This is a genomic window from Bradyrhizobium tropiciagri (assembly GCF_018130545.1).
In the GTDB taxonomy this organism is placed as follows: domain Bacteria; phylum Pseudomonadota; class Alphaproteobacteria; order Rhizobiales; family Xanthobacteraceae; genus Bradyrhizobium; species Bradyrhizobium tropiciagri_A.
In genome coordinates, this window is record NZ_JAFCKF010000001.1 from 1,154,580 (window position 1) to 1,174,157 (window position 19,578).

Consider the following 19,578-nt stretch of genomic DNA (forward strand, 5'->3'; position numbering starts at 1 on the left):
CGAACCAAGGGCCAAGCCGTGTCCAACAACAACGAAGCGATAGCCATCAAATTCCGTTGCCCGGCGGAGCTCGAGGGCAAGATTCCGCCGCCGGTGCCGGCGTCATTGGGTCTTCCCGGATGGCTCAAGGCGATGCCGACGCAGGCCTTCAACACGATGAGCAATCGCGAAGAGGATACCGTCAAGCGCTGCCCGCCATTCGTCGATGCGATGACATCAGGTTTCCTGATGCCGCTGGTCTGCGACCTCAAGGTCGAGAACGGCGAGATCACTTGGGACAACGATCTTCCGTCCGGAGGCGCACTGGAATTCCCGCGCTCGCCGGTCGGATTCCACGACGAAAGCCAGGTGATCGGCTCGCCGCTGTTCGAGGCTGACCGCCTCCTCATCAAGTTCGTCAACCTGTGGACCATCGAGGCGCCGCCGGGCTACTCGCTGTACTTCACCCATCCGGTCAATCGGTTCGACCTGCCGTTCACCACGCTGACCGGCATGGTCGACTGCGACCTGTTTCACGACAGCTGGGTTCATTTCCCGGCGCACTGGCACGACACCAAGTTCAGCGGCGTCCTGCCCAAGGGCACGCCGGTTGCGCAATGCTTCCCGGTGAAGCGCGAAAACTGGGTCGCGCAGACCTCGGCGATGACGCCGGATGAAACGTCGCGTGCCCAGGAACTGTCCAACAGGATGGCCCGCGAGCCCGGCGTCTATCGCCGCCAGTTTCGGAGCTAGGCGCGCGCGAGACGGCGTTGCGAGGCGATGGCGGGTGTTGGTGGAGACCAGACTCTATCCACTCGTCGTCCCGGCGAAAGCCGGGACCCATACGCCGCAGCGGACCTTGTTGAAGGGACTCGTCGTCCCAGCGTCGCAAGACAACTGGCAGTCGTGGTTATGGGTCCCGGCCTTCGCCGGGACGACGGCGAGTTTTGGGGCGCGGCCGGTGATCATGAACTAGCGTTCTCGCGCAGTTCGACCCGCCTAGCTCAGAAACTTCGCAAACCCGCTGCGACGGAAGAAGAAGCGGCCATGCGATGACATGATCAGCGCGGCCGTGGTGCGGCCGATCATTTGCGGCCGGCCGCGCATCGCCAGACGCAGATTGGCTTCGCCGGCGTCGCGGTCGCCCATTTCCAGAAGACTGGCGGAAAAGCTGAGACGCGTCAGCGGGTCGTCAGGGCGCTGCGCCACCACCTGACGGTAGAGATCCGCCGCCGCGGCATATTCGCCGTCGAGCAGCAACACACGCGCGAGCGCGGCCAGAACGTCGGGATGTCCCGGCGCCGCCGCGCGCAACTTCTCCAGCATCGCGCGCGCGCGGCCGCGCTCATTGCGCTGAGGCAAGAGTTGCGCGAGCAAGAGCTGGAATTCGAGGCTCCCGGGCGCCAGAGCCAGCGCGCTCTCAAGCACGGCAACCGCCTCGTCGATGCGGCCGGCTGCGTGCAATTGCCCGGCCAGCGCCTGAAATGCGGGCAGATACGGTGGCCGCCGCGCGGTGGTTCGCCGCAACAGATCGATCGCCTCGCTCTGGCGACCGACGCCGCCGAGCGCCGCGCCGAGCAGGGTTTCGAGGCCGGGATCCTCGACGCGGCGCGTGGCGCGCTCGAGTGGCGCGATCGCCTCCTCGTTGCGGTTCTGGATCATCAGCGCCCGGGCCAGGATCGAGGCCGCGCCGACGTCGTTGCGGTTTGCCTTCAAGACCTCCGCCGCCAGCCGCTCGGCTTCGACGATCTGTCCCATCTGCAATGCGACGATGGCGCGTTGCAGGACCGGGGACGGGCTGGGCCCGCGATGGGAAGGAGGCGGAGGTTTCGGCATGCGGTCCGTCACGAGAACATTGTCTCAGCCGTTATCACCGCCGCCGACCGAGCGTCCAGCGAAACTCGCCAACGCACCCGCCGGAACCTGGCCTCGTGGGAAATGGCGGTATTCGCAGGGCCTATTGCGATCAGCAGATTGGCGATCCCGGGAAGACTCGAACTTCCGACCTACGGTTTAGGAAACCGTCGCTCTATCCGGCTGAGCTACGGGACCGCGAACCCGCGACGAAGCATGCGGGGTGCCATCCCATAGCAGAGGCGACGCCTGATCGCCAGCCCGCGCCACATTGGGCGCACGCCATGTTGCTCGGAGTTTCGGTGCTTCGCGCGCTACGCCACCTGCCGGGCCGTGTTCGAGGCAGTCTTCGCCGCACTCGCCCGCTGCGCCGGCAGAAACTCGATCGCCTCGTCCTTCAGTGAGCCGAAGCGCAGCGTCATGATGTCGAGCGCATAGTTCTGGTAGAGCCGCCACGGCCGGCGCGAGCCCTGTTTGGGGAACCTGGCCGCCGCACGCTGGATATAGCCCGACGAGAAATCCACCCAGGGCAGTTCGGTGACATCAGGAGCGTTCCGCCGCGGCGTGACTTGGGCGTAGCCGTTCGTCTTCATGTGGTTGAGCACGCGGCAGACATATTCGCAGGTCAGGTCGCATTTCAGCGTCCAGGACGCATTGGTATAGCCGAAGGCGGCGGCGAGGTTCGGCACGCCGGAATACATCAGCCCCTTGTAGTTCATGGTCTGCGACAGATCGACCGGCGCGCCGTCGACCTTGATCTCGAGCCCGCCGAGCACCTGCAGATCGAGGCCGGTCGCGGTCACCACGACGTCGGCGTCGAGCACATTGCCGCTCTTGAGCTTGATGCCCCCACGCGTGAAGGTCTCGATCTGGTCGGTAACGACAGACGAGGCGCCACTGCGCAAGGATTGAAAGAGATCCCCGTTCGGCACCAGACAGAGCCGCTGGTCCCATGGATTGTAGCGCGGCGTGAAATGGGTGGCGACGTCGTAGTCGGGGCCGAGCGCGTGGCGCACGCCGCCCAGGATCAGCTTCTTCACCCGTTCCGGATCGCGCTTGCAGAGCCGGTAGAAATACATGCCGAACAGCACGTTCTTCCAGCGGGTGAGACCGTATGCGAGTTTTGCGGGCAGCCGCGCCCGCAGCCAGTTGGCAACCTTGTCCTCGTCGGGCCGCGCCACGACATAGGTCGGCGAGCGCTGCAGCATCGTGACGTGGGCGGCGGTCTTGGCCATTTCCGGCACCAGCGTCACCGCGGTCGCGCCGCTGCCGATCACCACCACTTTCTTGCCGGCGTAGTCGATGTCTTCGGTCCATTTCTGCGGATGGACGACGCGGCCGGCGAAATCGGCGATGCCGGCGAAGTCGGGCGTGTAGCCGTGCTCGTATTTGTAGTAGCCGCTGCACATGAACAGGAAGCTGCAGGTGAAGCGCTCGATCGTCTTCTCCGGCCCGCGCTCGACCTCGACCGTCCATTGCGAATCCGCCGACGACCAGTCGGCGCGCACGACGCGATGGTTGAAGCGGATGTTCTTGTCGATGCCATAGACGCGCGCGGTCTCGCGCACATAGTTCAGGATCGAGGGACCGTCGGCAATCGCCTTCGGCTCGGTCCACGGCCGGAACGAATAGCCGAGCGTGTACATGTCGGAGTCGGAGCGGATGCCGGGATAACGGAACAGATCCCAGGTGCCGCCGATGCAATCGCGGCCTTCAAGAATGGCGTAGCTGCGGTCCGGGCAGTTGGCCTGCAAATGATAGCCGGCGCCGATGCCCGACAACCCCGCGCCCACGATCAACACGTCGAAATGAGCGGACATGCCCTGATCCTCCGGTGACAGTATTGACAATCTGTATTGTCAGATACCTTGACATCTGACAATGGCTCGTGTCAATACACTTTCCATGGCAAGCAGCCCGAAAGCCCGCCTCTATGGCGGTATGGACGCCGAGGAACGCCGCGCCGAGCGACGGCTGAAGCTGATCGATGCGGCGATCGAGGTCTATGGCGAGGTCGGTTATCGCGGCGCGACCGTGAAGGCGATCTGCGAGGCGGCGGAACTGACCGAGCGCTATTTCTACGAATCCTTCGCCAACAGCGAGGCGTTGCTGATCGCGGCCTACAACCATGTCGTCGGCCACCTCCATGACGAAATGACGGCTGCCGCCGCGACAGGCGGCAACGATCCTGAGGCAAGGCTACGCGCTGCGCTGACGCTGTATTTCACGCGGCTGAAGCAGCACCCGAAGCCCGCGCGGGTCTTCCTGCTGGAGATATCCGGCATCAGTCCGGCGGTCGATGCCGTCAAGCTCGACGCCTTGCGCGTCTTCAGCGACATCCTGGTACCACCGGCACGCGACCTGAAAGGCGGCGACAAAGCCGCCACGGCCACGCTGCTTTCGATCGGCATGGTCGGTGCCGTGATCTCGATCGCGCTGCGCTGGGTGTCGAAGCAATACCCGCAACCGGTCGAGGACGTCGTCGCAATCGCGGCCAGCTTCTGCCGCGTGGCACTGGCCGAGGCCGATCGCCGCCAGGATTTGCGATCAACCTAGACGCCGGGTCGCGCGGGCGGCCAATCCGCCGATTTTCGATCATGTTTCGCCAGAGTTTGTTAGTCCGCCCTGTCGGCATGTGATCGATTTCACTTGCATGTCGGTCGGCCCGGGTTTTCTTATGCCCGGTACCGGGCGGAAGCAGGAGCGACCTGTTTCGCCTTACGAAACAACCGAACTCTGCATAGGGCGGAGCTGAACCTTTGGTCGACCTGCACAGGCTTGACGATGTGACCGCGCGCCTTGGCGACGTGGTGCTCGATCCGACGACCTGGCCGTCCTTCATGGACGAGGTCTGCGCTGCCGTTGGCGCGACCGGGGCTGCGATGCTTCAGAGCGACATCCGCACCGAAGACATTCCGCGCACGGAATCGATCACCGACTATTTCACCAAGACCTACTTCCCCAATAATCTGCATTTGTCCGACATCCGTGCGGCACGCGGCGTACCGCTGATCCTCTCCGGCACCAACGTCATCACCGACGCGGACCTGTTCGCGTCCGAGACCGACATGTTGCGCGATCCGCTCTACGCTTCGCTAGGCGAGTTCGGATTGAAATGGTTTGCCGCCATCGGCTTCCGCTCCGGCCCGGCGTTGTGGGGACTGACCATCCAGCGCACGCCGAAGGAAGGCATGTTCGACGCAGACGAGGTCAAGGCGCTCTCGCGGGTGTCTGCACGGCTGACCGAAGCGGCGACGCTCTCCGCCGTCGTCGGCCGTTCCGCATTGTCCGGCATCACCAGTGCGCTCGACCTGATCCAGATCGCCGCGATTGCCGTCGGCCGCTTCGGCGTCATCATCGGCATGAACGGCCAGGCGGAAGCTTGCCTCGGCCATGACCTTGCGATCCGCAACAACCGCCTCACCCTGCTCGACCGGCAGGCCAATGCCGATCTGACCAGGCTGATCGATCAGCTGGCCCACAGCTCGGACCTGCATCCGCTGCCGTCGTCGCCGATCGTGGTGCGCAGGATCGACAAGCGGCCGATCGTGATCCAGATGCAGCCGGTGCCTCCCGCCGCGCGCTCGCCGTTCCTGGGCGCGCGCGCCATCCTCCTGATCCGCGATCTCGAAGGCAGCCCCGCGTTCGACCAGGCGCTGCTGGCGGCGACGTTCGAGCTGACGCCGGCACAGGCGCGGCTCGCGACGCGGCTCGCGCGCGGCGATTCAGTCGAAGCGGCTGCGCAGGAAGCCGGCATTGCCCTTGCCACCGCGCGCAATCAGCTCAAGACCATCTTCCAGAAGACGGGCACGCATCGGCAGGCGGAACTGGTCGCATTGCTGCACCGGGTGAAGTGAACGATTCAAGTCGAATTGTTTTGATGTTCCGTGCGGCTTCGGATCGGAATTCTTTAGTTATTCCAATACCGCGCGACTGTGTTCCATCAGACACAGCGGCTTGCACGGCAGTCCACAGGCGCGCAAAATCGTCGGGTTCCCGGGGTGACAAGCGTCACCAAAATGGCGACAATCTGCTTACTCTGTGTCGTTCGGATTTGGTTGCAATGTCCGTGATGCCATCACGATCATCGACGTTGGCTGTTGCCGTTTTCGTTGCTGCCTGCGCGCTGGCGACGACGAGCGCGCACGCGCAATGGTGGCGCAGCGCTCCGAAGGATTTCGAGGATTGCGCCGACCTCGCCGAGAAGGCCAAGACCAAGGAAGACAAGACCGCGCAACTTGCCGATTGCAACGCCAAGTTTGCCGGACGCCGCAAGCCAGGCGGCGGCTACACCTATTACGATTTCATGCAGGACCGCAGCTTCGACATCGCCGGCCCCAATCCGACGCCGGACGAGCAGAAGAAGATCGACCAGGAATATACCGGCTATCTCGAGAAGGAGCGCCGCTCGAGCATCGTCGCGGCGTTCAACGCCAAACAGCTGGAGCGGCAGGAAAAGCAGCAACCGCCGATTCAGCAGGCATCACTGCAGAGCGAGCCTGCGAAAGTCCCCGTGCCGGTCGCAAGACCGACCAAGCCGCGGGTCGCTGCCGTCCCGCTTCCGGAGGCGCGGCCGCGGACACGCGGTTGCGTGAAGGGCACGTTCTCCTGCGATTGGCCGCGGCTCTCCGACGGGCTGAACGATCTCAAGAAGCTGTTCACGCCGGCGTCGCCGTCGCCGCCGACCAAGCTCGCCAAGCGCAACTGACGTCATAGCGTCAGGACAGCATCAGTCGGTTATCACCATCGCCCAGAACCTGCGGTACGGCGACTTCGGATTGTCGACGAAGGCGACGCCGACGCGCTTGGCGCCCGGCATCAGCAGATTCTCGCGATGGCCCGGCGAGTTCTCCCACTGCTTCAGCATCTCGGCGAAGGCGATGAAGCCGGCACCGATATTCTCGGCGGCGCGTTGCTTCTTGAGCGGCGCGATGCGCGTAAAGAAGCTGCCGCCCGCGGAATGGCTGACCGAGCCGGTCGCAGACATCGCCTGCGCCTGCTTCAGCGCCATCGCATTCAGTTTCGCGTCAAGCGTCACCGCGGGCATGCGGTTGGCGCGCCGGTACGCACTGATCGAACCGGCATAGTCGGCGGCGCTGGCCGTCGTGGTGATGCCGAGCACGAAGATGAGCACGAGAACGAGCGGCTTCATTTGAGTCTTCTCTCCAGTGGATCAGCGCGCGCGATCGCGCCTGTGGTGTCGGTGCACGACCGGCTTGTGCACAGGCATGGCTGATCGGCTCGCTGCCGCGGCGGCCGCGCGCTGCTCCCGCAACCGCGCATCATAGCCCGGCGATGGCGTGACGGTGGGCGGCGCCGCGTGAGCCGGGCCGCAGCCCAGCGCAACGAGCGTGAGCAACATGATGCAAGATCGTTTCATGATGTCACCTCCTTGGTTGTTCAAATTCGGCGGACGATCATCGGCGCCCTTGGTCATCGCCATCGCGAATCTGCTCCGGCGTCAGCCCCGGCGATCCCTTGCCGTCGGCCTCCGCCTTCCGGATCAGCGCGATGATCCGGCGCGACAATGGCGCCTGAAGGCCGCGGCGATCCGCGATCGCAACAATCACGCCCTGCAGGTAGTCGATCTCGGTGCGACGACCGCGCTGCAGATCTTCCCACATCGAGGAGCGTGCTTCGGGATCGATCTTCATGGTGCGGCCGAGCAGCATGTCGAACAGCGCGTCCGGCAGCCGCAACAATGTCGGCATCCAGCTCGACGGCAACGGCGTCGGCGACACCGGCGCGATGCCTTCGGCGCGCACCGCGGCCAGGCCTTCGGCCATCTGATCGGCAAACAATTGTCGCCAGCCGCGTAGCGCGAGCTGTTGCCGCAGCGGAATGTTGGACAGCGCATTGAGCGCGTTGTTGAGATTGACGATCAGCTTGCCCCACTGCACGCCATCGATGTTGGCCGTGGCGTTGATCGCAAGGCCAGGTGCCGAGAGCCGTGCCGCGGTGCCGGAATCATCCTGCGCGATCACGATGTCGCCGGAGGTCGAACGATGAAAGCGGCCGTCGCCGAGCGCCACCACGTTGAACGGCACCATGCCGCCGAGCACCTTGCGGCCCGGCAGGCGGTCACGCAGCAGCGGCACATTGCCGACGCCATTTTGCAGGCTGACCACCGCGGCGTCCGTGGGTGCGTGGCGCGCGATCAATTCCGCGATCTCGCCGGTGTCGGCACTCTTCACCGTCACCAGCACGGTCTGGACGTCGCGCAGGATCGACGGATCGTCGGACAGAATGAGCCGGTCGGCGGATACCATCCGTTCCGAGCCGTCGAAGCTGCTGAGCCGCAAGCCGTTGCCCGTGATCTCCTGGATCAGCCGCGGCCGCGCCAGCAGCGCGACGCGGCGACCGGACGCAGCCAGCATACCGCCAACGAAGCAGCCAATGCTTCCGGCGCCTGCAATCCCGATTGGCCGATCCGCGTTCATCTGGCTAAACGTCCATTCATCAAGGCTCGACAGCAGACGTCGTTAGCAGACCTGGGGTTGCCTGCCTATTCGATGTGCCGCGGCCCGGGTGGCGCGCCTTGTAACCGTCATGGGCCGAAGCTATGTTTCCCGCTCGGGGCACGGTTGCGGCAGGAGACGATCATGGGTTTACTCGACGTACTCAACGGCATGCAGAACGGCCCCCGCGGTCCGAGCGCGCCAAGCACATCATCCGACAGCTCGAGCGGCGGCGGAATGTCGCCGATGACGATGGCCATCCTGGCGCTGCTGGCCTGGAAGGCGGTCAAGCATTTCTCCGGCGGGCAACCGGGCGCCAGCGCCCCTGAGCCGACGCCGGCACAGGCGCCACAGCTCCCCGGCAACGTCACCGCGGGCCTGCCCGGCGGCGCAGGCGGTGGCGGGCTTGGCGATCTTCTCAAGGGCGGCCTTGGCGGACTTCTCGCCGGCGGCGCAGCCGGCAGCGTGCTCAGCGGCGGCCTCGGTGATCTGCTCAATCAATTGCAGCAGAAGGGCCATGGCGACGCGGCCAATTCCTGGGTCGGCAACGGGCCGAACAAGCAGATCGCACCCGGCGATCTCGCCAACGCGCTCGGCGCTGACCAGATCGACTCGCTGGCGTCGCAGAGCGGGATGTCGCGCGACCAATTGTTGCAGGGCCTGAGTCAGTATCTGCCCGACGCGATCAATCATCTGACGCCGGACGGCCGGCTGCCGAGCGGCGACGAGCTGCACGGCAGGATCTAACCGCAACGCTTATTCGATCGCAGGAGGACGACAGACATGATCCGGGTCATCATCATCGGCTTTATCGCGGGGATCGTCGCGCGATTCCTGTCGCCGGGGCCGAATAATCCAAGCGGCTTCATTCTCACCACCGTGCTCGGCATCGCCGGCGCGTTTCTCGCGACCTTCATCGGTCAGGCGATCGGCCATTACGGTCCCGAACAGGGCGCGGGTTTCATCACCGCCACGATCGGCGCGCTGGTGGTGTTGTTCATCTGGAATCGGCTGGTCGCGGCACGCGTGATCCCGGATATCGGAAACAAATAGAGTCAGCGGCGGCGCGGCTTCAAAATCAAAATGCCCGGGCCTGGCCCGGGCATTTTCGTTTCTGCAATCGCTCGGATCACTGAATCAGATGCATGCCGGCGTCCATGCGGACGAACTCGCCGGTCATGTTGCTCGACGCCGGGCTGGCCAGGAAGCAGACCAGGTTGGCGATATCTTCGGCGGTCGAGGCGACCTTCAGCGGCACCCGCGCCACCACGGCATCACGCACCTGCTTGGCGCCGTCCGCGCCACGGCCCTTGGTGAACCAGGGCGTATCGATATAGCCCGGACACACTGTGTTGACGCGGATCAACGGCGCCAGCGCGCGCGCCAGCGACTGCGTCATGGTGTTGAGCGCGCCCTTGCTCGCGGCATAGGCGACCGACGAACCGCCGCCGGAAATGCCGGCGACCGATGAGACGTTGACCACCGCCGAGGGACGGCCGGATGCCTTTGCGCCGGCTTCGAGCAGCGCACGCGCCGCACGGACCATCTGGAACGGACCGATGGTGTTGACGGCATAGATGCGCTGGAAGTCTTCCGCGGTCAGGCCGTCGAGATCGTGATGCGGCACATGCTTGGTGGTGCCGGCATTGTTGACCAGCACGTCGAGGCGGCCCCAGCCCTGCGCAGCGGCGGCGATCTTCTTGCAATCCTCATCGCGCGAGACGTCGCCCTGCACCACCAGCACCTCGGCGCCCTGCTTGCGGCAGGCTTCCGCGGTCGCTTCGGCTTCCGCCTTGCTGTTGGAATAGTTGATGATGAGGCGCGCGCCCTGCGTGGCGAGGATTTGCGCGGTGGCGGCGCCGAGTCCCGATGCCGACCCCGTCACGATCGCGCACAAACCATCCTTGGACATCTGCATTTTCCTTGTTGTTGTGAGCCAGATGATCTCCGGCGGTGGCATACCATATCGCGCGGCACGGCATCTGCAAACCGCGCCTCACGTATACGCGTTCGGCCCCTTTTGCAGGCCGGCCCACTGCGCCTCGTCATGGCCGCAGATGATCTTGACGCCCGACGCCTCGAGCTTGGCGATCTCGTCGAGTGATCTCAGGAATTGATCGACGTCCAAACTATTCTTGGGCGAGACCCGCTGATCGAGATTGGCGCGCACGCTGAGCGAGTCGGACGCCAGCAGGTATTCGCCGCTCTTGTCGAGCTTGACCAGCGCGCCGGTCGTTCCCTTCGAATGTCCCGGCAGCGGCACCAGCGTCAGTCTGCCGTCGCCGAACACATCCATCTGCTGATCGAAGATCTCCGTCTTCAGCCCATGATCCCAATCCGCCTTGATGTATCCGCGATCGAACGCGTTATCGGCATTCGCGGCCTCGATCTCGAGCGCGTGGACGAAGATCGTCGCCTTCTTGAAGAAGGCGTTACAGCCGCAATGATCGGTGTGCAGGTGAGAGCAGATCACCACGTCGATATCATCAGGACCAAGACCGACGGCCTTCAGGCTCGTCAGCACGTGATCGTCCGCCGGCATGATCGGGCGCATGTATTTGGCGAGCGTGCCGAGCCGCCCTTCAGGGTCGGTCGCCACATCGGGATGGCATCCGGTGTCGAACAGCACATTGCCCTGCGTATGCCGCAACAGCACGCACGACACCGGAAGGTCGATCGTCTCTCCGCGCGGCGCATCGGGCAGATAGGTCCGCTTCGACATCTGCAGACGGCCGCCCGACAACATATGCATCTTCATCTCGTTACCTCCCGTTTTGACTTCAAACTACATATGAGTTTTTTGGAAACTCATAATAGATTTGACAGCACATTAATCGCCCTTATAGCTTCCGCGCAACGCCGCAATCGCGGCAACGCGCTCAACGAAGCAGCACGCGCAGACCGGCACCGTCGACGCCGACCTGCGGCCGTCAGGGGAAACATTCGCGACGATGTACACCGTGTTCAACGTGTTCGCTGCGACCGCAGATGCCGCGGCGTTCAAACCCTTTCTCTGCATTCCTGCGCGTCCCGACCGCGGATACTTTCCCGATGGCGTCGAACTGTCCTATGGCGACATTGCGCGGCAGGTCTGCGCGTTGCGCGACCGGTACCGCGCATCCGGCTTCGGCCATGGACATCGCGCCTGCCTGCTGCTGGAGAACCGGCCTGATTTCATCGTGCATTGGCTGGCGCTCAACAGCCTCGGGGTCTCGATCGTTCCGATCAACCCGGCGTATCGCGCGGCGGAAATCGAATATCTCATTGCGCATGCCGAGCCCGACCTGATCGTCACGCTGCATGAGCAGAAGGAATTGCAGAAGGCGCTGACCGGCGATGTTCCGCTGCTCACCGTCTCCGGTAACGACCTCGGCACGAGCGTGGAGAAGATCCCGCCCGCGCAGCGGCCGCCGCCGCGCGCCGGCGAACCGGGGAGCGAGACCGAGGCCGCGCTGCTCTATACGTCGGGCACGACGGCGCGGCCGAAGGGATGCATCCTGACCAACGAATACGTGGTCTCGACCGGCCGCTGGTACGTCAGCCACGGCGGCGAGGCGACGTATCATATGGGAACGGAGCGCCTCTACAGCCCGCTGCCGCTGTTCCACATGGCCGGCCTGACGCTGACCCCGATCGCGATGATGCTGACCGGCGGCTGCCTGATCCTCCCCGAACGCTTCAACGCGAAATTGGCCTGGCGCGACATCGTCTCCTGCCGCGCCAACGTGCTGCATTATCTCGGCGTGATCGTCGCGGCTTTGCTCGCGCAGCCGGAGACGTCGGACGAGAAGGCCCACGCGCTGCGCTTCTCGATGGGCGTCGGCGCCAATCCCGAGCAGCGCGCACGCGCCCGCGACCGCTTCGGCATCCCCTTTGTCGAGGGCTGGGGCATGACGGAAACCGGACGCAGCCCCTTCAACACCGTCGAGCCGCGTCACCTGGAGACCAACACGATCGGCCGCAGTGTACCCGGGCTCGAAATGACGATCCTCGATGCCGACGACCATGCGCTGCCGCCGGGCGCAGTCGGCGAACTCTGCGTGCGCCATTCAGAAGCCACGCCGCGGCGCGGCTTCTTCTCCGGCTATCTGAAAGACCCGGAGGCCACCGAAGAGGCCTGGCGCGGCGGCTGGTTTCATACCGGCGACAGCGCCTGGCAGCACGCAGACGGCGCGTTCGTGTTCGTCGACCGGCTCAAGCACCTGGTCCGGCGCGCCGGCGAGAACATCTCGGCGGCGGAGGTCGAGGCCGTGCTGACGACGTCACCGCTGGTCAAGCAGGCGGCGGTAGTCGCCGCGCGCGATCCGATACGCGACGAGGAAGTCGCGGCTTTCATCGTGATCAACGACGGCACGGACGCATCACGCGAGCTCGCGCAGGACATCTTCCGTTTCTGCCGCGAACGTCTGGCGCCGTTCAAGCTGCCGGCATGGATCGCCTTCGTGGCCGAGCTGCCGCTGACCTCGACCAACAAGATCCAGAAGCACGTGCTGCTCGGCGCGGACCGCGACCCGCAGTCGCATCCGGGCATGATCGACCTGCGACAAGACAAGACCAACGCCATAAGGCAATCGAGCTAGAGGAAACGAACGACAATGAGATCGACATACGGATGGATCGCCGCGAGCGCTGCAATCCTCTCAGTCGCCTTCGCCACCCCATCCCACGCACAAATCTCCGACGACATGGTCAAGATCGGGGTGCTGACCGATCAGGCCGGCCTGTATGCCGACGCCGCCGGCCCCGGTGCGGTCGAAGCGGTCCGGATGGCGATCGCGGATTTCGGCGGCAAGGTGCTGGGCAAGCCGATCACGATGGTCGATGCCGACCATCAGAACAAGGCCGACATCGGCGCCGGCATCGCGCGGCGCTGGTATGAGCAGGAGAATGTCGATGTCATCGTCGACTTCGCCAATTCCGCGGTCGCCTTCGCCGTGCTCGAGCTCACCAAGCAGAAGAACAAGGCGATGCTGGTGTCGTCGGCCGGCTCCTCCGATCTGACCGGAAAGGGCTGCTCGCCGAATTCGGTGCAGTGGACCTACAACACCTACGCGCTCGCCAACAGCACGGTTCGGGCGCTGGCGAAATCGGGCGCCAAGAGCTGGTACTTCGTCACGGTCGACTACGCCTTTGGCCACGCCTTGCGCAACGACGCCGCCAAGACGGTGGAGAAGGTCGGCGGCACGATCGCGGGCGAAGTGCGCCACCCGCTCAACAGCATGGATTTCTCGTCCTATCTGCTGCAGGCCCAGAGCTCGAACGCGGACGTGATCGCCTTCGCCAATACCGGCGGCGACCTCGCCAACTCGATCCGGCAGGCGCAGGAATTCGGCATGGCGCAGAAGCAGAAGCTCGCCGCCTTCCTGATGCAGACCAGCGACATCCACGCCATCGGCTTGCAGGCCGCGCAGGGACTACAGCTTGCGACCGCGTTCTATTGGGATCTCGACGACAAGACCCGTGACTTCGCCGCGCGCTTCATGGCCAGGACCAAGAAGCGGCCGACCATGGTGCAGGCCGGGCTCTACTCCGCAGTCATGAACTATCTCAAGGCGATCGAGAAGTCCGGTACCGACGACGGCCCCAAGGTGATCGCGCAGATGAAGAACATGCCGATCGACGACTTCTTCGCCCGCAATGCATTCCTGCGCGAGGACGGCCAGCTGATCCACGACATGTATCTGGTGCAGGTGAAATCGCCGGCGGAATCCAAGGGCGCCTGGGACTACGAGAAGCTGGTTCAGGTCATCCCGGGCAAGGAAGCCTTCGCGACATCAGAGGAGAGCGCCTGCCCGCTGCTCAAGAAATGATTGCTCTCGCGAATTCACAAACCACAAGCAAGTCTGGACATCACATGACCGAACTGCCGCTGCTGTTTACCCCGCTGCGACTGCGCGATCTCGAACTGAAGAACCGGATCATGGTCTCGCCGATGGCGACCTATTCGGCGCGTGAGGGGCGCGCCACCGATTGGCATACCGCTCATATCGGCAAGCTCGCCGCCGGCGGTGCCGCTCTGGTGTTCGTCGAGCAGAGCTCGGTGAACACGCAGGGGCGCATCACCCATGGCTGCCTCGGCATCTGGGACGATGCGCATATCGCAGACCATGCCGCCCTCGCCGCACTGATCCACGGCTTCAACGCCAAGGCCGCGATCCAGATCGCCCATGGCGGCCGCAAGGGCTCCTCACAGCGACCATGGGAAGGCGGCAATCCGCTCGGCGATGCCGACATCAAGGCGCGCGGCGAAGGCCCGTGGCCGATCGCGGCGTCGAGCGGCATTCCGTTCGACGACGGTTGGCCCGCGCCGCAGATGATGACGTCAGAGCAGATCGACGTCCTGGTCGACGACTACCGCCAGGCGTTTCGCCGCGCCCGGGCCGCCGGCTACGACGTCATCGAGCTGCACTGCGCGCACGGCTATCTGATGCATTCGTTCCTGTCGCCACTCGCCAACAACCGCAACGACGAGTACGGCGGATCACGCGAGAACCGCATGCGCCTGCCGCTGCGGATCGCCGCGATCATGCGCGAGGAATGGCCCGCTCATCTGCCGGCTTTCGTCCGCATCTCCTCGGTCGACGGCGTCGACATCGGCTGGTCAATCGAGGACTCCATTGCCTTTGCGGCCGAGCTGAAGGCGATCGGGATCGACATGGTGGACTGCTCGTCGGGCGGCATGAAGTTGCCGCGCGGCAATTCGCTGGTGTCGCGCACCCCGGGCTTCCAGGTGCCGTTCGCCGAGCGGATCCAGAAGGAAGCCGGCATCCCGACGGTAGCGGTCGGGCTGATCCGCGAACCGGACTATGCCGAAGCCATTTTGCGGGACGGCAAGGCGACGCTTATTGCAGTCGGCCGCGAACTGCTGTGGAATCCCAACTGGCCTGCGCAGACCGCGCTTGCGCTCGGCTGCGATCCCGAGTGGACCAGCTGGCCGGAGCAATATGGCTGGTGGCTGAAGCGGCGGGTGGCGCAGCAGGGACGATAAGGATGCCGGTGGCGAAGAAGGATGCAGCGAAGGCCGACCCAGCCGCCGGCCCGCGGTCCTTTGGCGGCCGCGATTTTCCCGGCGATACCTCGCGCGACCTGCCGAAGATGGACAATGCCGTCAAGTCAGCGCGGCGCGTGTTCGATGTGCTCGAATTCTTCGAGGAGCACCAGCGCGCCGCTTCGGCCATCGAGGTCGCAGCCGCGTTGAAGTTTCCGCAGTCCAGCACCTCGGCGCTGATGCGGACGATGACGGCGTTCGGCTATCTGCACTACGACACCAGCCGCCGCACCTATATCCCGACCCCGCGGATCTCGATGCTGGGACACTGGCTGAGCCCGGCGCTGTTCACGAAGGGGCGCCTGGTCAATTTGATGGAGGAGCTCTCCGCGCGAACCGGCGAGACCATCATGCTCGCGGTGCGTAACGGGCTCAGCGCGCAGTATGTCCATATCATCCAGGCCAAGCTGCCGATGCGGCTCTATGTCAAGGCCGGCACGCTGCGGCCGCTGGCGCGATCCGCATCGGGTTACGCGCTGCTGTCGGCCTATCCGGACAAGGAGGTCCGCCGCCTGGTGCGCCTGATCAACGCCAACGAGCCGCGGCCGGATCGGCAGGTCGACATCAAGGCCCTCATGCCGGAGCTGAAGAAGGTTCGTACCAAGGGGCATGCCTTCTCGCTCGGCCTGGTCACGCCCGGCGCGGGCGCCGTTGCCATGAACCTGCCGCCGATTGCGGAATCGAACGAGCCGCTGGTGCTGTGCGTGGCCGGACTGAACGACGCGCTGGTCACCCAGGAGACCGAATTCGCCGACATGATGCGGAAGGCGATCGAGTTTCATCTGGCGGACTGAACTAATGTCACCGGCCGATTTCCTGCCGCGCGTGGCATACAAACCGAGGCCTTCGAAAGTTCACTATGCGGAATTCATGCGCCACGTCCGGCTTCATGCCGTCCGCGCAAGTGGCCCTGCGGGCAGCGCTTGTCACGGCTATGGCTTTTCCGCATCATTGAGCGCAAGACAACATCGCAAGCACGGCGCGGCCGAACGGCCAGCCCAAGCCAATCAACACGAGGAACGCTGTGGCGGAGAGTGAAAACATCGTCGCCGAGACCGCGGAAAAGATTTTCGCCGATCTCGCGGATGCCCAAACCATCAATCACGACAAGCAGGGCGCGTGGAAGGCGCCGCTGTGGCAGGCGCTGACCGAAGCCGGCCTGCCCCTCTCGTGGGTGCCCGACGATCTCGGCGGTTCCGGCGCCAGTCTCGCCGAAGGTTTCAGCGTCCTCAACGTCGCCGGGCGGCACGCCATCGCTGTTCCGCTGGCCGAAACAATGCTGGCCGGCTGGCTGCTGACGCAGGGCAAGATCGCATCTCCCGAAGGCGAGATGACGGTTGTCCCTGCGAGCCCGAAGGATCGCATCACGCTCAACGCCGACGGCTCGCTCTCCGGCCGCGCCCGCGGCGTGCCGTTCGCGAAGGACGCAAAGCATTTCGCCGTGCTCGCGAGCGGCAATGGTGGAGTGTCGATTGCGCTGGTCGACGCCGCGAAGTGCCGGATCGAGTCCAGCACCGGCCTCGGCGGCGATCACAACGACACCGTCGCGCTCGACAAGGTGCAACCGGTCACGACCAAGCCGGCGCCGAAGAGCTTCGACCAGACCACGGTGATGCTGGTGGGCGGCGTGGTGCGCAGCCTGCAGATCGCGGGCGCGCTGGAAGCGATGCTCGACATCTCCGTGCGCTATTCCAACGAGCGCGTCGCCTTCGAGAAGAAGATATCCAAATTCCAGGCGGTGCAGCACAACCTCGCCCGCCTTGCCGGCGAGTCCGCCGCGGCGCTCGCCGCTGCGACCTCGGCGGCGGATACCATCGCCAGCGCGACCTCGCTCGACACTGACGCGGTGTTCCTGGAAGCAGCGGCGGCGAAGATCCGCTGCTCGGAAGCAGCCGAAAAGGGCAGCGGCATCGCGCATCAGGTGCATGGCGCGATCGGCTTCACCATCGAGCACATCCTGCACCGCTACTCGCTGCGCGCATTGGCGTGGCGCGACGATTTCGGCTCGGAGAGCTACTGGGCGGTCGAGCTCGGCAAGCTCGTCGCCGAGCGTGGCGCCGATGATTTGTGGCCGCTGGTGGCTTCGCGCTGAGATCAGGCAGAAAGATTAGGACTGGACATCATGACTGCAGCCCTTCGTTTCGATCCGATCCGCCTGCCGGAAAAATGCGAGCAGCTCCGCAAGGAAGTTCGCGCCTTCCTCGCCGAGGAAATCGCCGCCGGCACCTTCGATCCCCACGCGCCCAACCGTGAAGACAATGACGCGCCGGAATTCTCCCGCCGCGTCGGCGCCAAGGGCTGGCTCGGCATGACCTGGCCGAAGAAGTATGGCGGCCAGGAACGCTCGTTCCTCGAACGCTACGTCGTCACCGAAGAGATGCGGGTGGCCAACGCGCCGACCCGGCGCTTCTTCGTCGCCGACCGCCAGAGCGGGCCGGTGCTGCTGAAATATGCGCCCGAACACATCAAGATGGATATCCTGCCGCGCATCTGCCGCGGCGAGGTCTGCTTCGCGATCGGCATGAGCGAGCCGAACTCCGGCTCCGATCTGTTCGCGGCGAAGACCCGCGCCACCAAGACCGACGGCGGCTATCTGATCAACGGCACCAAGATCTGGACCTCGTCGGCGCATATCGCCGACTACATGATCGCGATCTTCCGCACCTCACCGCCGACCAAGGAAAACCGCCGCCACGGCCTGACCCAGTTCCTGGTCAAGATGAAGCAGCCGGGCATCCAGGTGAATCCGATCGGCCAGATCACCGGCCAGTTCGAGTTCAACGAGGTGGTGTTCACCGACTACTTCGTGCCCGACGACCATGTGCTGGGTGAGGTCGACGGCGCCTGGAAGCAGGCGACATCCGAGCTCGCCTATGAACGTTCCGGTCCCGAGCGCTTCCTCGAGACCTATTACGTACTCACCGAGCTGGTGCGCGCGGTCGGCAAGAACCCGGACACCCGCAGCGCCGAAGGCATCGGCCGGCTGGTGGCACAGGTCCACACCATGCGCCGCATGTCGGTGTCGGTCGCAGGCATGTTGCAGGCCGGCAAGGAGCCGGTGGTGGAGGCCTCGATCGTCAAGGACATCGGCACGGTGTGGGAGCAGCAGCTTCCGCATCGGGTGCGCGATCTCGCGGCGTTCGTCGAGGAGACCGCGACCAACCGCGAGACGCTGGAAAAGCAACTCGATTTCGCCATCAAGACCGCGCCCAAACTGACGATCCAGGGCGGCACCACCGAGGTGCTGCGCGGCATCATCGCCCGCGGTTTGGGCTTGCGTTAATTCAACGAGGACAGATCATGACCAAGTATACTGATATCGGCGTCGAGACCCATGGCCATGTCGGCCTGATCGAAATCCGCAAGCCGCCGCTGAACTTCTTCGACGTCGCACTGATCAACCAGATCGCCGACGCGCTGGAGGAGTTCGACAACAACATCGAGATCCGCGCCTCGGTGCTCGCCGCCCAGGGCAAGGCGTTCTGCGCCGGCGCCAATTTCGGCGACCCGGCCCGCCAGGAGCAGGAAGAGCGCGCCAAGAGCGATCCGGCCTCCAACCTGCCGATCAACCATCTCTACGTTCAGGCGGTGCGCATCTTCCGCAACAAGAAGCCGATCGTCGCGGCGATCCATGGCGCCGCGATCGGCGGCGGTCTCGGCCTCGCGGTCTCGGCCGACTTCCGCGTCGCATGCCCCGAGGCGCGCTTCGCCGCGAATTTCACCAAGCTTGGCTTCCATCCGGGCTTCGGCCTCACGACGACGCTGCCGGAACTGATCGGCAAGAACAATGCCGAGCTGATGTTCTACACCAGCCGCCGCGTCACCGGCGAAGAGGCCTATCGCTGGGGCCTCGCCAATGTGCTGGTGCCGCAGGACCAGGTCCGGGCTGAGGCGATGAAGCTCGCGCAGGAGATCGCCGAATGCTCGCCGCTCGGCCTGGTCTCGACCCGCGCCACCATGCGCGCCGGCCTCGCCGACCGCGTGCTCGCCGCGACCAACCATGAGCTGGAAGAGCAGACCAAGCTGCGCGCGACCGAAGACTTCAAGGAAGGTGTCAAGGCGACAGCTGAGCGCCGCGTCGCCAACTTCAAGGGGCGGTGAGCCGCGAGCGCCGCTCTCCCATCGCGTCGTCCCGGCGAAAGCCGGGACCCATACGCCGCGGCCAGCGGAAAGGGCACAAGCGGCGTTAACTTGCTTCTCCAACCACACTCGGTGGTTATGGGTCCCGGCCTTCGCCGG

20 protein-coding genes and 1 tRNA gene are annotated in these 19,578 nt (G+C 64.7%); 13 read left to right on the forward strand and 8 right to left on the reverse strand.

Annotation, left to right across the window (positions count from 1 at the left end):
• The first annotated feature begins 18 nt into the window (after positions 1-18).
• Positions 19-732, forward strand: coding sequence for a hypothetical protein (locus JQ616_RS05610; protein ID WP_349629961.1), 714 nt, complete (start codon positions 19-21; stop codon positions 730-732).
• Between the two features lie 246 nt (positions 733-978).
• Here JQ616_RS05610 and JQ616_RS05615 read toward each other — a convergent pair whose 3' ends face one another.
• From JQ616_RS05615 to JQ616_RS05625, 3 genes are all read right to left on the reverse strand, one after another.
• Complete coding sequence (locus JQ616_RS05615; RefSeq protein ID WP_212012841.1) at positions 979-1,815, reverse strand: tetratricopeptide repeat protein; 837 nt, start codon at positions 1,813-1,815, stop codon at positions 979-981.
• 139 nt (positions 1,816-1,954) lie between these two features.
• Positions 1,955-2,031, reverse strand: a tRNA-Arg gene (locus JQ616_RS05620).
• 116 nt (positions 2,032-2,147) lie between these two features.
• Positions 2,148-3,653 carry a flavin-containing monooxygenase gene (locus JQ616_RS05625; protein WP_212012842.1) on the reverse strand — a complete coding sequence of 502 codons (1,506 nt, stop codon included), beginning with the start codon at positions 3,651-3,653 and terminating at the stop codon, positions 2,148-2,150.
• Positions 3,654-3,738: 85 nt separating this feature from the next.
• Between JQ616_RS05625 and JQ616_RS05630 the strand changes: the two genes are divergently transcribed.
• The 3 genes from JQ616_RS05630 (at position 3,739) to JQ616_RS05640 (ending at position 6,541) form a co-directional block, all read left to right on the forward strand.
• Positions 3,739-4,389, forward strand: a complete 651-nt coding sequence (locus tag JQ616_RS05630; protein ID WP_212012843.1) for a TetR/AcrR family transcriptional regulator — start codon at positions 3,739-3,741, stop codon at positions 4,387-4,389.
• Between the two features lie 230 nt (positions 4,390-4,619).
• On the forward strand, positions 4,620-5,690 hold the full coding sequence (locus tag JQ616_RS05635; protein WP_212012844.1) for a helix-turn-helix transcriptional regulator: 1,071 nt from the start codon (positions 4,620-4,622) through the stop codon (positions 5,688-5,690).
• A 215-nt stretch (positions 5,691-5,905) separates the two neighbouring features.
• Complete coding sequence (locus tag JQ616_RS05640) at positions 5,906-6,541, forward strand: hypothetical protein (protein WP_249136530.1); 636 nt, start codon at positions 5,906-5,908, stop codon at positions 6,539-6,541.
• A gap of 21 nt (positions 6,542-6,562) precedes the next feature.
• Here JQ616_RS05640 and JQ616_RS05645 read toward each other — a convergent pair whose 3' ends face one another.
• Genes JQ616_RS05645 through JQ616_RS05655 form a run of 3 tightly spaced genes read right to left on the reverse strand, consistent with a single transcriptional unit; the run spans position 6,563 to position 8,273 of the window.
• Positions 6,563-6,985 (reverse strand): CAP domain-containing protein, encoded by a 423-nt coding sequence (locus JQ616_RS05645; protein ID WP_212012846.1) that lies wholly within the window; start codon positions 6,983-6,985, stop codon positions 6,563-6,565.
• A 21-nt stretch (positions 6,986-7,006) separates the two neighbouring features.
• On the reverse strand, positions 7,007-7,276 hold the full coding sequence (locus tag JQ616_RS05650) for a hypothetical protein (RefSeq protein ID WP_249136407.1): 270 nt from the start codon (positions 7,274-7,276) through the stop codon (positions 7,007-7,009).
• Complete coding sequence (locus JQ616_RS05655; protein ID WP_212012848.1) at positions 7,251-8,273, reverse strand: 2-dehydropantoate 2-reductase; 1,023 nt, start codon at positions 8,271-8,273, stop codon at positions 7,251-7,253. Before JQ616_RS05655 ends, JQ616_RS05650 begins: the two co-directional genes overlap by 26 nt.
• Positions 8,274-8,435: 162 nt before the next feature.
• On the opposite strand from JQ616_RS05655, the gene JQ616_RS05660 reads away from it, so the two are divergent.
• Positions 8,436-9,038, forward strand: a complete 603-nt coding sequence (locus JQ616_RS05660) for a YidB family protein (protein WP_212012850.1) — start codon at positions 8,436-8,438, stop codon at positions 9,036-9,038.
• 36 nt (positions 9,039-9,074) lie between these two features.
• The gene (locus JQ616_RS05665) at positions 9,075-9,344 is read left to right on the forward strand and encodes a GlsB/YeaQ/YmgE family stress response membrane protein (protein WP_212012852.1); all 270 of its coding nucleotides are present in this window, start codon (positions 9,075-9,077) and stop codon (positions 9,342-9,344) included.
• A 76-nt stretch (positions 9,345-9,420) separates the two neighbouring features.
• Here JQ616_RS05665 and JQ616_RS05670 read toward each other — a convergent pair whose 3' ends face one another.
• Positions 9,421-10,203 (reverse strand): SDR family NAD(P)-dependent oxidoreductase, encoded by a 783-nt coding sequence (locus JQ616_RS05670; protein ID WP_163159390.1) that lies wholly within the window; start codon positions 10,201-10,203, stop codon positions 9,421-9,423.
• A gap of 84 nt (positions 10,204-10,287) precedes the next feature.
• The gene (locus JQ616_RS05675) at positions 10,288-11,049 is read right to left on the reverse strand and encodes an N-acyl homoserine lactonase family protein (protein WP_212012854.1); all 762 of its coding nucleotides are present in this window, start codon (positions 11,047-11,049) and stop codon (positions 10,288-10,290) included.
• 193 nt (positions 11,050-11,242) lie between these two features.
• On the opposite strand from JQ616_RS05675, the gene JQ616_RS05680 reads away from it, so the two are divergent.
• The 7 genes from JQ616_RS05680 to JQ616_RS05710 all read left to right on the forward strand — a co-directional run bounded on the left by JQ616_RS05680 (position 11,243) and on the right by JQ616_RS05710 (position 19,440).
• Positions 11,243-12,871 carry an AMP-binding protein gene (locus tag JQ616_RS05680; RefSeq protein ID WP_249136408.1) on the forward strand — a complete coding sequence of 543 codons (1,629 nt, stop codon included), beginning with the start codon at positions 11,243-11,245 and terminating at the stop codon, positions 12,869-12,871.
• Positions 12,872-12,886: 15 nt separating this feature from the next.
• The gene (locus JQ616_RS05685) at positions 12,887-14,101 is read left to right on the forward strand and encodes an ABC transporter substrate-binding protein (protein ID WP_212012855.1); all 1,215 of its coding nucleotides are present in this window, start codon (positions 12,887-12,889) and stop codon (positions 14,099-14,101) included.
• Positions 14,102-14,145: 44 nt separating this feature from the next.
• Entirely contained in the window at positions 14,146-15,279 is a 1,134-nt protein-coding gene (locus JQ616_RS05690; protein WP_212012856.1) for an NADH:flavin oxidoreductase/NADH oxidase, read from the forward strand.
• A gap of 2 nt (positions 15,280-15,281) precedes the next feature.
• Complete coding sequence (locus JQ616_RS05695; RefSeq protein ID WP_212012857.1) at positions 15,282-16,133, forward strand: IclR family transcriptional regulator; 852 nt, start codon at positions 15,282-15,284, stop codon at positions 16,131-16,133.
• A gap of 230 nt (positions 16,134-16,363) precedes the next feature.
• On the forward strand, positions 16,364-17,431 hold the full coding sequence (locus tag JQ616_RS05700) for an acyl-CoA dehydrogenase family protein (RefSeq protein ID WP_212012858.1): 1,068 nt from the start codon (positions 16,364-16,366) through the stop codon (positions 17,429-17,431).
• 30 nt (positions 17,432-17,461) lie between these two features.
• Positions 17,462-18,622 (forward strand): acyl-CoA dehydrogenase family protein, encoded by a 1,161-nt coding sequence (locus tag JQ616_RS05705; protein WP_018269158.1) that lies wholly within the window; start codon positions 17,462-17,464, stop codon positions 18,620-18,622.
• Positions 18,623-18,639: 17 nt separating this feature from the next.
• The gene (locus JQ616_RS05710) at positions 18,640-19,440 is read left to right on the forward strand and encodes an enoyl-CoA hydratase/isomerase family protein (RefSeq protein ID WP_024582673.1); all 801 of its coding nucleotides are present in this window, start codon (positions 18,640-18,642) and stop codon (positions 19,438-19,440) included.
• Positions 19,441-19,578 lie beyond the last annotated feature (138 nt).

Excerpts from the sequence above, each read along its gene's own strand:
- JQ616_RS05615 (WP_212012841.1), bottom strand. The coding sequence starts at position 1,815 with ATGCCGAAACCTCCGCCTCCTTCCCATCGCGGGCCCAGCCCGTCCCCG.
- JQ616_RS05675 (WP_212012854.1), bottom strand. The coding sequence starts at position 11,049 with ATGAAGATGCATATGTTGTCGGGCGGCCGTCTGCAGATGTCGAAGCGG.
- JQ616_RS05710 (WP_024582673.1), top strand. The coding sequence starts at position 18,640 with ATGACCAAGTATACTGATATCGGCGTCGAGACCCATGGCCATGTCGGC.
- JQ616_RS05655 (WP_212012848.1), bottom strand. The coding sequence starts at position 8,273 with ATGAACGCGGATCGGCCAATCGGGATTGCAGGCGCCGGAAGCATTGGC.
- JQ616_RS05665 (WP_212012852.1), top strand. The coding sequence starts at position 9,075 with ATGATCCGGGTCATCATCATCGGCTTTATCGCGGGGATCGTCGCGCGA.
- JQ616_RS05670 (WP_163159390.1), bottom strand. The coding sequence starts at position 10,203 with ATGTCCAAGGATGGTTTGTGCGCGATCGTGACGGGGTCGGCATCGGGA.
- JQ616_RS05630 (WP_212012843.1), top strand. The coding sequence starts at position 3,739 with ATGGCAAGCAGCCCGAAAGCCCGCCTCTATGGCGGTATGGACGCCGAG.
- JQ616_RS05645 (WP_212012846.1), bottom strand. The coding sequence starts at position 6,985 with ATGAAGCCGCTCGTTCTCGTGCTCATCTTCGTGCTCGGCATCACCACG.
- JQ616_RS05690 (WP_212012856.1), top strand. The coding sequence starts at position 14,146 with ATGACCGAACTGCCGCTGCTGTTTACCCCGCTGCGACTGCGCGATCTC.
- JQ616_RS05640 (WP_249136530.1), top strand. The coding sequence starts at position 5,906 with ATGCCATCACGATCATCGACGTTGGCTGTTGCCGTTTTCGTTGCTGCC.
- JQ616_RS05680 (WP_249136408.1), top strand. The coding sequence starts at position 11,243 with ATGTACACCGTGTTCAACGTGTTCGCTGCGACCGCAGATGCCGCGGCG.
- JQ616_RS05660 (WP_212012850.1), top strand. The coding sequence starts at position 8,436 with ATGGGTTTACTCGACGTACTCAACGGCATGCAGAACGGCCCCCGCGGT.
- JQ616_RS05625 (WP_212012842.1), bottom strand. The coding sequence starts at position 3,653 with ATGTCCGCTCATTTCGACGTGTTGATCGTGGGCGCGGGGTTGTCGGGC.
- JQ616_RS05685 (WP_212012855.1), top strand. The coding sequence starts at position 12,887 with ATGAGATCGACATACGGATGGATCGCCGCGAGCGCTGCAATCCTCTCA.
- JQ616_RS05695 (WP_212012857.1), top strand. The coding sequence starts at position 15,282 with ATGCCGGTGGCGAAGAAGGATGCAGCGAAGGCCGACCCAGCCGCCGGC.
- JQ616_RS05650 (WP_249136407.1), bottom strand. The coding sequence starts at position 7,276 with ATGGCGATGACCAAGGGCGCCGATGATCGTCCGCCGAATTTGAACAAC.
- JQ616_RS05705 (WP_018269158.1), top strand. The coding sequence starts at position 17,462 with ATGACTGCAGCCCTTCGTTTCGATCCGATCCGCCTGCCGGAAAAATGC.